The sequence below is a fragment of the Pedobacter endophyticus genome (genome assembly GCF_015679185.1).
GTDB classification, from domain to species: domain Bacteria; phylum Bacteroidota; class Bacteroidia; order Sphingobacteriales; family Sphingobacteriaceae; genus Pedobacter; species Pedobacter endophyticus.
In genome coordinates, this window is record NZ_CP064939.1 from 1,791,635 (window position 1) to 1,807,662 (window position 16,028).

Here is a 16,028-nt window from a genome sequence, read left to right on the forward strand (position 1 = left end):
ATCCAGCAAATGGAATTACGGTCAACTTTATGGCTTTATCTAAGAACGGCCGTCATCCTCATAGCCAGTTTTTGAAAACACAAACGAGTCGGGATGACAAGTTTTTTCGGCGAATCGTCATTGCGAGGCCGGGTTTGTGCGAGCCGAAGCAATCTGATTTACGAAATGAGATCGCTTTCCCGAGAAATCGGGACAGGCTGTACCTCGCAATGACGAATTCCCTATCGGCTGGTGTAACCATCAGCCGAATGCAGATTAATTTTTTTCGCAGATTGGCGGTCGGTGAGCACCATCAGGAAAAATAATTTGGAAAGCAATTGCAGTGGCATTTGGGTCGGTGCAGCCCCGCCCCCGCTTCTGCCGATGAAGAATCGGCATCTCGCTACGGTCGGGTTTAAGTGGCGCAGGCAGTGCTACTGACCAGGGTTAGTAAACCTGATGGCAGTGGCAGCCTCCGATTCTTCATCGGAGCTACAACGGACAGCGGGACTAAAATTGCGATGAAAAGCAGAACGTTTGTTTCCCATCCAGCAAAGACCGAGAATAGTTGGAATTACGGTCAACTTTATCGCATTATCTAAAAACGGCCGTCATCCTCATAGCCAGTTTCCGAAAAAACAAAGAAGTTGGGATGACAGGTTTTTTACGCTGTCATCCTGAGTGCAACGAAGGATCCCTGAGCGATGAAACGCACAGCGCTAACAACCCACTGCCAAAAAAAAGGCAAGTGAAGGGGGCAAGGACGGTGAGATGTAGGTTGCGGATGCTTTCCCGAGAATCCGATAGCTATTGGATCGGGACAGGCTGTTCCTCAGCATGACAAAACTGGTGGTGTCATTGGTAGCTTGTACCGATAGCTATCGGTAGGGGATCCTAATGTGCAAAAATTGAGTGCCTTGCATTAGGATTCCCGCCTGCGCGGGAATGACGCCGCAAAAAACGAGTTCTTTTATCGGCTGGTGTCCTCGGCAGCCCAAACTCCAACCGTCCAGAGTCTGCGTTTGAGCTTAATTTAAGGCAGTATTTCATCGCTTGCAGATTCTTCCTTCGTCAGAATGACAGCAATGGGCTACTCCGGCCGCTAAAATTGCTGAACATTCATCCGATGAATAGCTGGCAACATGCCCATATTCATCGGATGAATAATTGATTCATTTTCACTTCTTTGCAATCTTGTACAATTTACCTCCATCGGTTACGGTATACATTGCGCCATCTTTTTCAACCATATCGCGGAAGCGCTCACTTTTGCCTTCCATTAAACGTTCCTCGCCCACAATCTTGTTGTCTTTAATTACCAGGCGGATAATATGAGAGCCGCCTAAGGCGCCGACAAATAAATTTCCTTTCCACTCAGGAATGCTGGAACTATTATAAAAAGCAATGCAGCCCGGAGAAATACTTGGGTTCCAAAAATAAACGGGTTGTTCCATTCCTTCTTTTTGCTGGATGCCCTCGCCCACCTTTTTACCACTATATTCAGTTCCGTAGGTGATAATCGGCCAGCCGTAATTTTTGCCCGGCTTAATAATATTCACCTCGTCGCCCCCTTTAGGACCAAATTCGGCCTCCCATAAATCGCCCGTTTGTGGATTAATAGCTAAGCCATCGGGGTTACGTAAGCCAAGTGCATAAACTTCCGGACGAGCATCAGCTTTTCCGGCAAAGGGACCGTTTGCAACTGGTTTTCCGTCGGTGGTAAGATGAAGAATTTTTCCCAGTGACGAGTTTAAATATTGCGCCTGAATCCTGATATCGCCACCCGAACGCTCACCTGTACTCACAAACATGTCGCCATTTTTATCGAAAACAATTCTCGAACCGTATTGCAACTTTCCGCCGTATGATGGCGTGGCACGATAAATTACCTTTTGGTCTTCAATCGATGTTTCGCTAGTGGATAGTTTACCTTTGGCGATGGCCAACAAAACGCCTTTATCTTGTGGCTCGGAGTAGGCCCAGTAAATGATTCGGTTTTTGGCAAAATTGGGGTCTAAAGTTACATCGAGCAAGCCGCCCTGACCAGAATCATCTACTTTTGGTAAGCCCTCAATTGTTTTGCTCAACTGGCCATTGGCATTGAGAATAACCATGTTTCCGCCTTTTTGCGTAATCAAGAATCCGCCATTGGGGAGCACTGAAATGGCCCAGGGGCGATCGAGCTTCTCGTTTAGTACAGCAATTGATAAAGGGGTTTTCGTTTTTACGCCAGCAATGCGGGTTTGGCCTTGAAAAGCTGGTTTGTAATCGGCCGAAGGCTTATTGGTTTCTACAGGGTTCTGTGCCGATACGCAGGCTATATTTGCGCAGTTGAGCGTAAAGCCCGCCAACAACAGGCCTAATGTTTTATTAGTTAATAAGTTCATAGACATGATTAGATTTTAATTAAAGGAACAAAATTATTTCTGCAATAAAAAACCCGAATCCATTAAATGAATTCGGGTTTTTGTAATATTATTAGTGCGGCTTTTGGATTGGGTTAAACCTTAACCACAAACCTTTTGCCGTTTACCGTACTAAGCGATTTGTTTGTTCAACTTATCAGCCAATACCGATTTCGGCACCGCACCTACTTGTTTATCAACAACCTGACCATCTTTAAAGTATAACAACGCAGGGATGTTACGGATGCCAAATTGCATCGAAATCTGAGGGTTGTTATCAACATTCACTTTTCCAACGATTGCTTTGCCATCGTATTCTTTAGCGATTTCTTCAACAACTGGACCAACCATGCGACAAGGGCCACACCATTCTGCCCAAAAATCTACTAATACGGGTTTATCTGATTTTAATACAAGCTCCTCGAAGTTTGCATCTGTGATTTCTAATGCCATAACTGTTTTCTTTTATTTTCAAATATATGTATTCAATTACAATGCCAACTACATTGTAATGTCAATTTGACATTATTTTGAGGCTTTAGAAAACCCCTCTCTATCAAAGGTAGAATTTCGGCTTGTTCCTCTTTGTCTCTCCCCAAGAGGGAGAGATCTAAAGAACTGTGGTTTTAACCCGAGCCAACAATAAAAAGTTTGTACCCTAAACGGTTAATTTCACTTACAGAACCGTAAAAACCCTCTCCTCTGGAGAGGGAGGCTACAAACTTGCCCAACCACAATCTTTAATTGGGTGAGGCTCCTTAATTCAGCTTATAATTTACAACATTCAGCCCAACCAATTGGTCGAGGAACTTATTATTGGGGTTTATTTTCAGATTTTTCGATGGCAAATCCAACATAATCTGCTTTTCGCTATCAAAAACGGCGAAGTTAAGTTGGCAGTTCTGCTGCTCTGAGTTTGCCTTATTGTCTGCTAAAATCGCTTCAATTTCACGCATCAACTCGTCGTTAACCCGCTCAATCGGAACTTGTATGGTTAAGCTCTTGGCCAGTTTATCCCTCAACTCAGACATGAGGTTAATTGCTGTGATCTTAAATTCCCAATCGCCGGCCTTCCCGAAACGCTCCCCTACACGGCCTCTGATCTGTAAGAAATAGCCCTCGGTTAAGAACGACTTAAACTTAAGAAAATCTTCTCCGAACAGGGCCATTTCACAAGCGTCGTCGTAATCCTCAAAAACAAATATCCCGAACGGCTTACCGGTTTTGGTAATCCGCTGCGATGCCGAAACCACGAGGCCACCTACACAAAGTTCCCGGTTTTTAAGCTTCTCGAACTCTGCTAAAATATCTTCATTAGAATCGCCCATTCTCACTTTGTTGATAATACTAAGCTGCTTTACGGAGTGCGTACAGAAGCGATCGAGCTCCAGTTTATAATTATCCAGCGGATGGCCGGAAAGAAAAATCCCGATGGCATCTTTTTCGTATTTCAAGCGATCCATCAATGCCCATTCTGGCGATACTGGCAAGCTTGGCTCCAAAATAAGGTCGGCTTTTGAACCACCAAATAGCGAAGCTTGAGAGGTGCTTTCGTTATTTTGAAAATCGTTGGCAAACTTGATGATCTTTTCTATCCCGTTCATCTTATCATGCGGACCAATATAAAAATATTGCGCCCTGTGGCCACCAAAAGCATCGAAAGCGCCGCTGTAAACAAAACTTTCGTAGGCTTTCTTATTTACAATTCGGGTGTTGGATCGCTTTGCGAAATCGTAAACCGAAGCATAAGGGCCGTTCAAGGTACGTTCTTCGATGATACTTTCTACGGCTTTCTCGCCTACACCCTTTACCGCCGACATACCAAAACGTACTTCGCCCTTTTGATTTACGGAAAACTTTAAATCAGATTCGTTAACATCAGGCCCCAATACGGTTACGCCCATTTGGCGACATTCTTCCATAAAGAACGCCACTTGTTTAATGTCGCTCATGTTGTTTGAAAGTACCGCAGCCATATATTCTGCCGGATAATGCGCTTTTAAATAGGCGGTTTGGTAGGCAATCCAGGCGTAGCAAGTGGAGTGCGATTTGTTAAAGGCATAAGATGCAAATGCTTCCCAGTCTTTCCAAATCTTCTCTAAAACCGATGCCTCATGGCCTTTTTCTGCCGCTTGTTTTACAAACTTCGGCTTCATTTTATCGAGAACGTCTTTTTGTTTCTTACCCATCGCCTTACGCAAAACGTCGGCCTCACCTTTGGTAAAACCAGCCAGTTTTTGCGATAAAAGCATCACCTGCTCCTGGTAAACAGTAATTCCGTAAGTCTCTTTCAGGTATTCTTCGCAGGCATCTAAATCGTATTGAATTTCTTCTTCGCCATTTTTACGGCGCACGAAACTTGGGATGTACTCCATCGGTCCGGGACGGTACAAGGCATTCATGGCAATTAAATCGTCGAAAACCGTCGGCTTCAACTCTTTCATGTACTTCTGCATCCCCGGACTCTCGTACTGGAAAATCCCGATGGTTTCGCCACGTTGAAAGAGTTCATAAGTCATTACGTCATCAATCGGAAAGTTATCCGGATTAAGCTCGATGCCGTGCCTTTTCCTCACCAGTTTAACGGTATCTTTAATCAGGGTTAAGGTTTTTAACCCCAAAAAGTCCATTTTCAGCAGGCCTGCGCTTTCTACTACCGAGTTGTCGAACTGTGTTACATACAGATCAGAATCTTTCGCGGTAGCAACGGGCACGAAGTTGGTAATATCGCTAGGGGTAATAATTACACCACACGCATGGATGCCGGTATTTCGCAACGAACCTTCTAAAACCTGTGCTTGTTGAATGGTTTCGGCACTTAAATCCTTAAGGCTTCCTAAATTCTTGAGTTCGACAACACGCTCATATTCATCGGGCCTTAAGGCTTCTTTTAAAGTCTTTTCGTCGAGGTTGAAGATTTTTGCCAGCTTCATATTCGGGATGAGCTTGGCGATTTTGTCGGCTTCGAACAAAGGCAAATCCAACACCCGGGCGGTATCGCGGATAGATGACTTGGCGGCCATGGTACCGTAAGTGATGATTTGCGCTACCTGACTGGATCCGTATTTATTGATCACGTATTCCATTACGCGGCCGCGGCCCTCATCATCGAAATCGATATCGATATCGGGCATGGACACACGATCGGGATTAAGAAAACGCTCAAAAAGCAGATCGTATTTGATAGGATCGATATTGGTGATCCACAAACAGTAAGCTACTACTGAACCCGCGGCCGAACCACGACCGGGACCCACAGAAACGTCGCGTCGGCGTGCTTCGGCAATAAAATCCTGTACGATCAAAAAGTATCCGGGATAACCTGTTTTTTCGATGGTGGCCAGCTCGAAATCTAAACGCTCAATTACTGGCAGCGTTAATTCGCCGTAACGAATCTTTGCGCCCTCGTAAGTGAGGTGCCTTAAAAATTTGTTTTCACCACGTTTTCCACCATCAAGTTCATCTTCGGGAACCAAAAATTCCTCCGGAATCTCGAATTTCGGTAAAAGTACTTCGCGGGCGAGCTTGTAGGTTTCAATTTTATCTACAATCTCCTGTATGTTTAAAATCGCTTCGGGCAGATCGGCAAAAAGTGCCTTCATCTCGTCGCCCGATTTGAAATAGTATTCTTGATTTGGCAAGCCATAACGATAACCACGGCCACGGCCGATCGGTGTGGCTTGCTTTTCGCCGTCTTTTACGCAAAGCAAAATATCGTGTGCATTGGCGTCTTTCTTATTGATGTAATAGGTGTTATTGGTGGCCACCAGCTTCACATCGTGCTTTTTAGACAGGGCAATTAACGACTCATTTACCCGGTTTTCGTCTTCCTGATTATGGCGCATTACCTCGATGTAAAAATCATCGCCGAACTGTGCCTTCCACCATAGCAGGGCTTCTTCAGCCTGATTTTCGCCGAGATTTAAAATCTTGTTTGCAATCTCTCCGGAAAGGTTTCCCGACAATACGATGATATCATCTTTATATTGCTCAATAACGTTTCTATCGATCCTTGGCACATAATAAAAGCCTTTGGTATAGGCAATCGACGACATTTTGGCGAGGTTGTGGTAACCATTTTTATTCTTGGCCAAAAGCACCATCTGGTAGCCATTATCTTTTGTAGTCCGATCGAGATGATTATCGCAAACGAAAAACTCAACCCCAACAATTGGCGTCATTACTACTTCTGTAGGGCGTTTTCCGGCTTCAATGGCCTCGGCATTTTTAGCCTCAGCAGCTTTATTGTGATTTAATACGGCATTAACGAAATGGAAAGCCCCCATCATATTGGCATGATCGGTCATCGCTACGGCCGGCATTTTTTCGCTGGCTGCTGCCTTTACCAATGCAGGAATGCTAATGGTACTTTGCAAAACCGAAAATTGCGTGTGGTTATGCAAGTGTACAAAGGTTGCTCCTGCCAGTTCTTGCCTGTTTTCGGCCAGTTCTTGTTTAGATACGCCTCCGCCCTCGGCTTTTTGCAAGCGTTTGCGAATTTCATCGGAGGCGGCTTTTAGGTTAACATGAGGAATGCCAAAACTTGGAATGGAGCCGGGGTTAAATTCCCTGAAACGTGGAAAATATTCGGCATCAACAAGGAGTTCTTCTTTTTTGAATACATCCTTTTTTATCAGCTCCAGAAAGCACCGTGTTGTAGCTTCCACATCGGCAGTTGCATTATGCGCCTCGTTAAAGGGTACACCAAATAAATAGGAATGCAGCTCGGTTAAAGTAGGCAATTTAAATTTACCTCCGCGACCGCCGGGAAGCTTTAAAAGCTCTGCTGTAATTTCGGTACAAGTATCTAAAACCGGCATTTCTGCCATCCTGTTTTCAATGCCAAAACGGTGAAACTCGCAGCCCATAATGTTAACATCGAAGCCCACATTTTGTCCAACAATAAATTTCGATTTGGATAAGGCGATATTGAATTTCTCTAATACCTCCAAAAGCGTTACGCCCTGTTCGGCTGCGAGCTCCGTTGAAATACCGTGAATCCTTTCCGCATCGTATGGAATGTTAAAACCCTCTGGCTTAACCAAATAATCTTGATGCTCAACCATCCTACCCATATCATCATGCAGCTGCCACGCAATTTGAATACAACGCGGCCAGTTATCGGTATCGGTAATTGGTGCATTATAATTACGAGGCAAACCCGTGGTTTCGGTATCAAAAATTAAGTACATATTGTGTAGTAAAGAATGAGCCGCTGGAGAACATCAACGGTTCTTCAAAAATAAGAAATTTGAGAGCGGAATTTGTCAGTGACTTATCAACAAAGTAAATGAAGGAATGAGTGAAAAAATGATTGGGTGAGTGATGCCTCTGCCCAGCTGTCATCCGATAGCTATCGGATCCGAGATACGAGGAATCTCTAACCGACCAGCACTGGCGCAGCCCACCCACTGCCCTTAATTGGCCTGTGCTATTATTAAGACAGCATTTTATCGCCTGGGGATTCTTCCTTCGTCAGAATGACAGCCTCGCCCCAACCTTCCTTCCCACAGGCTTCAGCATGGCATTAAGATTCCCGCCTGCGCGGGAAAGACGACTGGAATAATTAACGTCATCCGTATTGATTTTATCCAATAAATTACAATCAGAATGGCAAAAACAACCCAAATTTTAATCTGCTTAATCCATAAAACCTGCCAAAGTTTTTAAAAAGCATTTTTTAACCTTATATTTATTTCTACCTTCGATGGGTATTTAACAAATAAGGAAACTTAAATTATAATATATGAAAGTAACGGTTGTTGGTGCGGGCGCAGTAGGCGCTACCTGCGCAGATAATATTGCCCGAAAAGAATTAGCTGATGAATTGGTTTTGTTAGATATTAAAGAAGGTTTTGCCGAAGGCAAGGCTATCGATATGATGCAAACTGCAACCCTGTTGGGTTTTGACACCAAAATTACCGGGGTTACTGCCGATTATAGCAAAACAGCAGGCTCGGATGTGGTTGTGATCACCTCTGGCTTACCACGTAAACCGGGCATGACCCGCGAAGATTTAATCGGCATCAATGCCGGAATTGTTAAAGGCGTTGCCGAAAATATTTTAAAATTCTCTCCAGAAGCCATTTTTATCGTCATCAGTAATCCAATGGATACCATGACTTACCTGGCGCTGAAATCGTTGGGTTTACCAAAAAACAGAATAATTGGCATGGGCGGTACGCTTGACAGCGCTCGCTTTAAATTTTACCTTTCGCAAGCACTTCAATGCAATCCCAGCGACCTGCAAGGCTTCGTAATAGGCGGCCACGGCGATACCACCATGATTCCGTTAACAAGATTAGCAACATATCAAAGCCTACCAGTGAGCAATCTTTTAGATCAGGCAACATTGGATAAAGTAGCAGCCGATACCATGGTTGGCGGCGCAACATTAACCGGATTGATTGGAACTTCTGCTTGGTACGCCCCCGGCGCAGCTGGTGCCGCACTTGTAGAAGCCATTATTCGAGATGAAAAGAAACTATTTACCTGCTGTGTTGCCTTAGACGGTGAATATGGCCAGAGCGATATTTGCTTAGGCGTTCCGGTAGTTATCGGCCGTAACGGTTGGGAAAAAATCATCGATTTTAAGCTTACCGAAACCGAACAAGCGGCGTTTAACAAAAGTGCCGAGGCGGTTAAAAACATGAACGCGGTGCTTGTAGGCATGAATTTGATTTAAACTCAATGTAAATGCACTTTCAGCGTACGCCTAACGTCATTTAGTTAACCTTGATCGGCGTCAGTCTTCGGCTCCCTGCCCGACCGGCCGGGCAGGGAGCCGAAGACTTTTTTTATTGGGCAAATCATTAATATCTGCCCTTCGACTCCCTGTTCGGTCAGGCCGGCGCTCAGGGTGCCAATGTTCTATAATTTTATCCTTAACTAAATGACGTGCCTTACACGCTAAAAAAATGAAAGCAATCTCCATCCCTTTAATACCAATAAATTTGCAAGACGACGGTTTCCACCTTTTGGTGGAAATTGTTGTTTTTAACCAAAAGCACTTTGCCGTGTTAGATACCGGCGCATCGCGAAGCGTTTTTGATAAAACCCTGATTGAGCAGAATCTGGCAGAAATACTCGAGGTTTCAAACGAGATCAACGCGGCTACTTTATTTACCACAACAACAACTATTCAGGCTACAATTCCAGAATTAAAAATCGGCAAACTGAAAATTAAGGATTACGAAACGGTTGCGTTCGATTTGCAATCGGTAAGCCAAACGTACCAACAATTTGGACACCCGCCCATTATGAGCATTATTGGCGGAGATATTTTAATGCAGTATAAAGCCGTTATAAACTACGATAAGCTGATTTTAAGGTTGTACAAATAGCGAAGATGAAGATCGACATTAATAACAGAGCAGATATTATCAGTCTGGTCGACACTTTTTACGGCCGTGTTGAAAAAGACACCATTATAGGCCCCATTTTCACGCAGGTTATCCGCGTTGATTGGGCGCACCACCTGCCCAAAATGTACGACTTTTGGGAAAGCGTCCTTTTTGGCAAAGCAATTTATAAGGGAAACCCGATGTTGACGCATTTCGATATTGATAAAAAAGCATCGTTAAAAACAGATCAGTTCGAAGCATGGAAAACCCTCTTTTTTAATACTGTTGATGATTTATTCGAGGGTGAAAACGCATCGACGATTAAACAAAAAGCACAATCTATTGCCGATTTAATGCATTTTAAGCTAAACCCACCAAAACCCGGCACCAGGATAATGTAGCAGCGCTACTTTGATTTTGTTGAGTTTCTTTCTAAATTTAACTATACAAACAAACTAGCTATGAAATTTTTAAAAATCTTTGTCGGAATAATCGTTATTCTGGCGCTCATTATCGTAGTGGGAGGTTTCTTTCTTCCCAAAACCTATTCGGTAAGCAGAAGTTCGGTAATTAATGCGCCCGATAGTGTGATCTACAGAAACATTGCCAATTTTAATGAGTTTTACAAGTGGAATCCATGGGCTAAAATGGAGCCTAGCGCAAAAGTGACCTTTTCTGGCATACCAGAACAACCAAACCACAGGTACTAATGGGCGGGAAAAGAAACCGGATCGGGATATATGAAGATCATCAAGGTAGCCCCCAACCAGGAAGTAGACATTGATTTAATGTTCAAGGAACCTTATGAAAGCCATTCGGACACGAAATTTAACATTGAACCAGAAGGTGCGGGTAACAAGGTTACGTGGACCATGAGCGGAGACCATAATATACTGAGTAAATGGATGTGTGTTTTTATGGGAGGAATGGATAAAATGATCGGAAAGGACTTTGATGCCGGTTTAAAATCGCTAAAAGACAAATCAGAAAAAGGAATATAACAAAAAACCGAAGCCTTTCAGCACCCAGAAAGGCTTTTTTTGCATCTCTATTTCTTGAATATGAAACAAAAATGGCATTTTTCTGTTAAAAAATCAGTTAAATTAGCGGTTGGATCCTTTTTAATTGATTTCCCTTTTTAGATTAATTGCCCTTAATGAATTTATTACTTGTAGAAGATGAGCCCAATGTAGTTTCTGTCGTTTCGAGAGGCTTAACCGACGAGGGTTTCAGTGTGAGTGTTGCTCCTGATGGATTGATTGGCAAGCGAATGGCGCTCGAAAATCATTTCGATATCATCATTTTGGATATTATGCTCCCAGGTATCAACGGCCTCGAGCTTTGTAAAATCATTAAAGAGGGCAAACCAAACACGCCTGTTATTATGCTTACCGCCCTTGGCACTACCGAAAACGTAGTAAATGGCTTAGATAACGGTGCTGATGATTACCTGATAAAACCATTTAAATTTGCCGAACTGTTTGCCCGGATCCGAATGTTGATCAGGCGATACAATGGCGTTACAGCACTCGATCATGTAATCAATATTGCGGATCTTGAAATCAACATCAGCGCCAAAACTGTAAAGCGCAACCAACAAGAAGTTACGCTTACCGCTACCGAATACCGCCTGCTCGAATATCTGGCCAAAAATAAGGGCAAAATCCTTTCTCGGATAGATATATTAGAAAGCGTATGGGATATCGACTTCAATTTGGGCACAAACGTGGTTGATGTTTATGTAAATTACCTGCGCAAAAAAATAGATAAAAATAGTGACCAGAAACTTATTCATACCGCTGTAGGCCTGGGCTACGTGTTAAAAGGTTAGTGAATGGAAATCGCAAAAAAGATCACTTTATTATTCGCCATTCTGTCTGCAATAATTATTTCGCTTTTAAGTGGATTCGTTTGGTACTTTGCCAATGATTTTGCCTTCGAAGATTTTTATAAACGGCTGGAGGCAAGGGTCCGGATTTCTGCTCAGCTTAAACTATACCAGGATGTAAATAACCCGGCGTATGCCAAAATGCGTAATCAATACTTAGAACGATTGCCATCCGAACAAGCCTTTATATTTGAGGCCAACAGCCCGAGGCCAAAAAACATCGACAGCGGTTTGCCGCAAAGTTTCTATAAAAAAATCAGGGCGGGGCTCATGTCGCGGTACCGTGTAGAAAATCATTTCTACGCAGGGAAATCGTTTAAAATCAACAATAAAGATTATTTGGTAATCATTTCTGCCAACGATCCGGTTGGTTTTCGTGAGCTAAAAGACTTACAGCACATCCTGATTATCGGCTTTTTTCTGTCCGTTTTCCTTTCCTTTGTGGTGGGCTGGCGTTTCTCCAATTATATGCTTATGCCCTTACGAAAAATAATCAAGAGCGTAAAAAAGATCAAGGCAGAGAACCTGCACATGCGTTTGGAGGTTAAACAAGGAAGTGATGAAATGTCGCAGCTGGCCGAAACCTTCAACAACATGCTTAACCGGCTCGAAACGGCTTTCGAAACGCAGAATAATTTCATCAGCAACGCCTCGCACGAACTGCGCACGCCTCTTACCATCATTAGCGGCGAAGTAGAATTGGCCTTAAAAGCTGCAAACGATACTGAAAAGCAAACCATTGCTCTCGCCAAAATCAAGGATGAGGCGGAGCGGTTAGAACATATCCTAACCAGCCTGCTCGGACTGGCTCAGTCGGGGTTTAATGGCAAAAACCAGCCCCGCGAAGCAGTAAGGATGGATGAGTTGTTGTGGGAAATTAAGGGCTCAGTAAACCAGGTTTATCCGAACAGCAAAATAGAAATCGATTTAGATAAGCTTCCTGACGATGAGCAGCTGCTCACCTTGCGGGTAAACAAGAATCTTATTAAGCTAGCCATTACCAACATTGTAAGCAACGCCTGCAAATACTCCAACGGCAAATCAGTAAATATTGCCCTCGAGAGCAATGGCAACACCATTTCTGTGGCAGTAACCGATCAGGGAATCGGCATTCCGCAAACCGACATCCAACATATTTTCGAGCCTTTTTACCGCGCTTCTAACACCAACAACTACAAGGGCTATGGCGTTGGCCTTCCCTTGTCGTTAAACATCATTCGCCTCCATCGGGGCTCTATCGCCATAAAATCGCAGGAAGGAATCGGAACAGAGATTAAGGTTTTACTGCCTTTAATGTTTTAGATTTTTTCTTTTGAAAACGAAGGGGTGTTTGCTTTTGGCGCTGTCATTCTGAGTTTTAATTTTCGGGAAAAACTCAATATAAAGTGACGTCGTTCTTAAGAAGAATGCTCTTAAGAAGCGTCGTCATTTCGAGCGTAGCCGAGAAATCTTTATTTAAGGTTCAAAGATTTCTCCTCCATAGGTGCTCCCTTGGAGCACTTCGGTCGAAAGGACGATTTTCAAGGCGTTTACGGAAACGTCAATGTAGTTTTAATTTTTCAGAAAAAAAATCAATACGGCATGACGTAAAATACTGAATGGCAAAATTTTGCTGTCATTCTGAATGTAATGAAGAATCTGCAAGCGATGGATCCGATAGGTATCGGATTATCGGGAAAGCATCCGCAACCTACATCTCACCGTCCTTGCTCCCTTCACTTGCCCTTTTAGGCAGTGCGTTATTGGCGTTTTGTTATTCATCGCCTGGGGATCCTTCGCTGTACTCAGGATGACAGCGTAAAAAAACTTGTCACCCCAACTCCTTTTTTTTTCAAAAACTCACCTCTGAGGATGACGACCGTTCTCAGAAAACGCCATAAAATATGTTGCCATCCGATAGCTATCGGATTTGATAATTCCAGCTCGTAAAACGATGTTTCATAGATGTGTCCACATCATAGGAAAAGTCGGGACGGGTTGTACCTCAGCATAACAAACTTTTTCTGTCATTCTGAAATTTAATCAGGACGAAAGGTTTCATTTGGAACGACTAAGTTCAATCTCAATTCCGTACTTTTGTGCCATGCTTACCCAACGTCAGTTGTTTTTACAACATAATGCACAAACATCCCCCGAACCGTTAATGCTCGAATTTGTGCGGGCAAAAGGGGTTTATATTTACGATTCGACAGGTAAAGCGCACCTCGACCTTATTGCGGGTATTGGCGTGAGCAATGTGGGTCACTGCCATCCGGCGGTAGTTAAGGCCATACAAGAGCAAGCCGAAACCTACATGCATTTAATGGTTTATGGCGAATATGTGCAAACGCCCCAGGTAAACTTTGCAAAAGCGTTGGCCGATATTTTGCCAGAAAGCTTAAGCTGTACCTATTTTTTAAATTCGGGCACCGAAGCTGTTGAAGGTGCTATGAAACTGGCCAAGCGCTATACGGGCAGAAAAGGATTTATCGCCTGCAAAAATGCCTATCATGGCAGTACTCAAGGGGCTGAAAGCCTGATGGAAAGTGATTTCTATTCGTCAGGATACGGGCCATTTTTACCACACGTAAGTTTTATTGAACACAATAATGTAGCCGACCTTGATAAGATAACCGAAGAAATTGCGGCAGTTTTTATCGAGCCCATTCAAGGTGAGGCCGGAATAAGAGTGGCCGATTTAAGCTACATGCAGGCTTTGCGTGCGAAGTGTAGCGAAACGAAAACGCTGCTGATTTTCGATGAAATTCAATCGGGCTTCGGCCGAAGCGGCAAAATGTTCGCATTTGAACATTATAATGTAGTGCCCGATGTTTTGCTTCTGGCTAAAGGCATTGGCGGCGGAATGCCTATTGGTGCTTTTATTAGTTCGCTCGAAATTATGTCGGTTTTGTCTCACACACCGATCTTGGGCCACATGACAACCTTTGGCGGTCACCCGGTTTGCTGTGCCGCGGGCCTTGCAACCTTGCGCACCCTGGTTGATAAGAAGATTGTTGACGAAGTGGAAGAAAAAGGACAGCTTTTTAAAACGCTCTTACAACATCCTGCCATAAAAGAAATAAGGGGAAAAGGCTTAATGCTTGCGGTGGAGTTCGACAGTTTCGAAACAAACAAAAAAATTATCGATGCCTGCATTTTAGATGGGGTACTGTCTGACTGGTTTTTGCACTGCAGCAATTCGATGCGCATAGCGCCACCATTAATTATCACTAAAGAACAAATTGAAGAAACTTGCGCTATAATACTTAAAAATGTAGATTTAGTTTTGGAAGAAGTCTGAGGTCGGGAGTCCGAAGTCCGAAGATAAAGCGGTATAAAGCGTAAAGACTAAAGCTGAAAGCGAAAAGACTAAAGCTGAAAGCGAAAAGACCAAAGCTGAAAGCGAAAAGCCGAAAGCCGAAAGCCGAAAGCGAAAAGACTAAAGCGTAAACAATTACACTAACCGCAGGAGAGCGTGATGCCAATACTTGATACTCGATACTCGCTACTTGATACCTGATACTCGCTACTTGATACTCGCTACTCGATACTTAACACCAAATACTCGATACTAAAAAAATGAACGTACTAATTGTCGAAGATGAGAAAAGTTTGGCGCTTGAAATGGATGAGTTTCTAAGTAAGGAAGGTTTCATTGTTGAACACGCCTGGAAGAAATCGTCGGCTGGGGAAAAAATCTTTGTAAATAATTATGACTTCATCCTGCTGGATTTGGGTCTGCCGGACGGTGATGGCTTTGAGCTACTAAAACAACTTAAAGGGACGAAAGATCGCGATGACGCGGTAATTATCCTCACTGCCCGAAGCGCTGTAGACGACCGGATTAAGGGACTCGACGAAGGCGCTGACGATTATCTCCCAAAACCTTTTTCGTTAAACGAGCTTCTGGCACGAATGCACGCCATTACCAGAAGAAAGCACAAGCTGGAAAAAAACGAAATCAACGTGCACAACTTCTTGTTAAACATCCAAAACCGAACGGTATCATTCGGCGATGAGCGATTAAACTTAACGAAAAAAGAATACGAAATTTTCAATTATCTGGTGCTGAACAAAAATCGGGTGGTATCAAGAATGAGTTTGACGGAGCATGTGTGGGGCGATATTTTGGAGGTAAACTCTGATTCGAACTTTGTTGATGTACATGTTAAAAATCTGCGCAAAAAACTAGCCGCAGCTACGCCAATAGATTGGTTTGAAACGGTAAGAAGCATCGGTTATCGGATTAATTGTTAAAAAAGTCCGAAAGTCTGAGGTCCGGAAGTCGGAAGTCTGCGAGCAGAAAGGATAAAGTCCGAAAGTCCGAGGTCAGAAAGTCGGAAGTCTGCGAGCAGAAAAAACAATTTACAAATATTCACGACAAGTCATCCGATGAATATCTGCATGTTGTATATATTCATCGGATGACTCATA

At 43.5% G+C, this 16,028-nt stretch carries 12 protein-coding genes; 9 read left to right on the plus strand and 3 right to left on the minus strand.

All coding sequences use genetic code 11. The features are described 5' to 3' along the window. Window positions 1–1,157: 1,157 nt before the first annotated feature. The 3 genes from IZT61_RS07150 to dnaE all read right to left on the minus strand — a co-directional run bounded on the left by IZT61_RS07150 (window position 1,158) and on the right by dnaE (window position 7,576). Window positions 1,158–2,366, minus strand: a complete 1,209-nt coding sequence (locus tag IZT61_RS07150; RefSeq protein WP_196100480.1) for a PQQ-dependent sugar dehydrogenase — start codon at window positions 2,364–2,366, stop codon at window positions 1,158–1,160. Between the two features lie 150 nt (window positions 2,367–2,516). Continuing rightward, window positions 2,517–2,837, minus strand: coding sequence for a thioredoxin (gene trxA / locus IZT61_RS07155; protein WP_196100481.1), 321 nt, complete (start codon window positions 2,835–2,837; stop codon window positions 2,517–2,519). 305 nt (window positions 2,838–3,142) lie between these two features. Next, window positions 3,143–7,576, minus strand: a complete 4,434-nt coding sequence (gene dnaE, locus IZT61_RS07160; protein WP_196100482.1) for a DNA polymerase III subunit alpha — start codon at window positions 7,574–7,576, stop codon at window positions 3,143–3,145. A 554-nt stretch (window positions 7,577–8,130) separates the two neighbouring features. On the opposite strand from dnaE, the gene mdh reads away from it, so the two are divergent. From mdh to IZT61_RS07205, 9 genes are all read left to right on the plus strand, one after another. Next, entirely contained in the window at window positions 8,131–9,069 is a 939-nt protein-coding gene (gene mdh, locus IZT61_RS07165; RefSeq protein ID WP_196100483.1) for a malate dehydrogenase, read from the plus strand. Window positions 9,070–9,301: 232 nt separating this feature from the next. Then, a complete protein-coding gene (locus IZT61_RS07170; RefSeq protein WP_196100484.1) occupies window positions 9,302–9,727 on the plus strand; it encodes an aspartyl protease family protein in 426 nt (141 codons plus the stop codon). Window positions 9,728–9,732: 5 nt separating this feature from the next. Further along, window positions 9,733–10,128 (plus strand): group III truncated hemoglobin, encoded by a 396-nt coding sequence (locus tag IZT61_RS07175; protein WP_196100485.1) that lies wholly within the window; start codon window positions 9,733–9,735, stop codon window positions 10,126–10,128. Between the two features lie 60 nt (window positions 10,129–10,188). After that, window positions 10,189–10,437: an SRPBCC family protein gene (locus tag IZT61_RS07180; RefSeq protein WP_196100486.1), complete on the plus strand. Its 249-nt coding sequence runs from the start codon at window positions 10,189–10,191 to the stop codon at window positions 10,435–10,437. A 30-nt stretch (window positions 10,438–10,467) separates the two neighbouring features. Further along, a complete protein-coding gene (locus IZT61_RS07185) occupies window positions 10,468–10,728 on the plus strand; it encodes an SRPBCC family protein (protein WP_196100487.1) in 261 nt (86 codons plus the stop codon). 155 nt (window positions 10,729–10,883) lie between these two features. After that, window positions 10,884–11,558, plus strand: a complete 675-nt coding sequence (locus tag IZT61_RS07190) for a response regulator transcription factor (protein WP_196100488.1) — start codon at window positions 10,884–10,886, stop codon at window positions 11,556–11,558. A gap of 3 nt (window positions 11,559–11,561) precedes the next feature. After that, window positions 11,562–12,917: a sensor histidine kinase gene (locus tag IZT61_RS07195; protein WP_196100489.1), complete on the plus strand. Its 1,356-nt coding sequence runs from the start codon at window positions 11,562–11,564 to the stop codon at window positions 12,915–12,917. Window positions 12,918–13,698: 781 nt separating this feature from the next. Next, window positions 13,699–14,895 carry an aspartate aminotransferase family protein gene (locus tag IZT61_RS07200; protein WP_196100490.1) on the plus strand — a complete coding sequence of 399 codons (1,197 nt, stop codon included), beginning with the start codon at window positions 13,699–13,701 and terminating at the stop codon, window positions 14,893–14,895. A gap of 278 nt (window positions 14,896–15,173) precedes the next feature. Then, window positions 15,174–15,851: a response regulator transcription factor gene (locus IZT61_RS07205; protein ID WP_196100491.1), complete on the plus strand. Its 678-nt coding sequence runs from the start codon at window positions 15,174–15,176 to the stop codon at window positions 15,849–15,851. The last annotated feature ends 177 nt before the right edge of the window (window positions 15,852–16,028 follow it).

Coding starts and splice junctions, on each gene's coding strand:
- IZT61_RS07175 (WP_196100485.1), top strand. CDS start 9,733: ATGAAGATCGACATTAATAACAGAGCAGATATTATCAGTCTGGTCGAC.
- dnaE (WP_196100482.1), bottom strand. CDS start 7,576: ATGTACTTAATTTTTGATACCGAAACCACGGGTTTGCCTCGTAATTAT.
- IZT61_RS07185 (WP_196100487.1), top strand. CDS start 10,468: ATGAAGATCATCAAGGTAGCCCCCAACCAGGAAGTAGACATTGATTTA.
- IZT61_RS07190 (WP_196100488.1), top strand. CDS start 10,884: ATGAATTTATTACTTGTAGAAGATGAGCCCAATGTAGTTTCTGTCGTT.
- IZT61_RS07150 (WP_196100480.1), bottom strand. CDS start 2,366: ATGAACTTATTAACTAATAAAACATTAGGCCTGTTGTTGGCGGGCTTT.
- IZT61_RS07180 (WP_196100486.1), top strand. CDS start 10,189: ATGAAATTTTTAAAAATCTTTGTCGGAATAATCGTTATTCTGGCGCTC.
- IZT61_RS07200 (WP_196100490.1), top strand. CDS start 13,699: ATGCTTACCCAACGTCAGTTGTTTTTACAACATAATGCACAAACATCC.
- mdh (WP_196100483.1), top strand. CDS start 8,131: ATGAAAGTAACGGTTGTTGGTGCGGGCGCAGTAGGCGCTACCTGCGCA.
- IZT61_RS07170 (WP_196100484.1), top strand. CDS start 9,302: ATGAAAGCAATCTCCATCCCTTTAATACCAATAAATTTGCAAGACGAC.
- IZT61_RS07195 (WP_196100489.1), top strand. CDS start 11,562: ATGGAAATCGCAAAAAAGATCACTTTATTATTCGCCATTCTGTCTGCA.
- IZT61_RS07205 (WP_196100491.1), top strand. CDS start 15,174: ATGAACGTACTAATTGTCGAAGATGAGAAAAGTTTGGCGCTTGAAATG.
- trxA (WP_196100481.1), bottom strand. CDS start 2,837: ATGGCATTAGAAATCACAGATGCAAACTTCGAGGAGCTTGTATTAAAA.